1 protein-coding gene is annotated in these 223 nt (G+C 39.5%); it reads right to left on the bottom strand.

Annotation, left to right across the window (positions count from 1 at the left end):
- On the bottom strand, positions 1-223 hold a 223-nt coding region (locus IQR33_RS36150), incomplete at both ends, for a hypothetical protein (RefSeq protein ID WP_416222705.1).

Here is a 223-nt window from a genome sequence, read left to right as displayed (position 1 = left end):
ATACCTTTCCAAAATTCAATTGATTCGGTGTAGAAGCTAGCCATCTCAGTTGTGTATTTAGTTAAGTCAGACAGAGTTTGAGGTAACAATGCTCTTGCAGCTAAAAGTTGGCTCTCTCGATTCTTTTCTTCGTGATATTTAGCCGCATAAACCGCCAATAAGCTTGCTGTAAAAGCAATCATTGCTGCATTCAGAGTTTGCCAATGAGACCAAACTTCTTGGA

The sequence above is a fragment of the Vibrio sp. OPT46 genome, assembly GCF_015163535.1.
Taxonomy (GTDB): domain Bacteria; phylum Pseudomonadota; class Gammaproteobacteria; order Enterobacterales; family Vibrionaceae; genus Vibrio; species Vibrio alginolyticus.
Note: the sequence above shows the minus strand (reverse complement) of the source record. Positions and strands in the feature narration are given on the sequence as shown.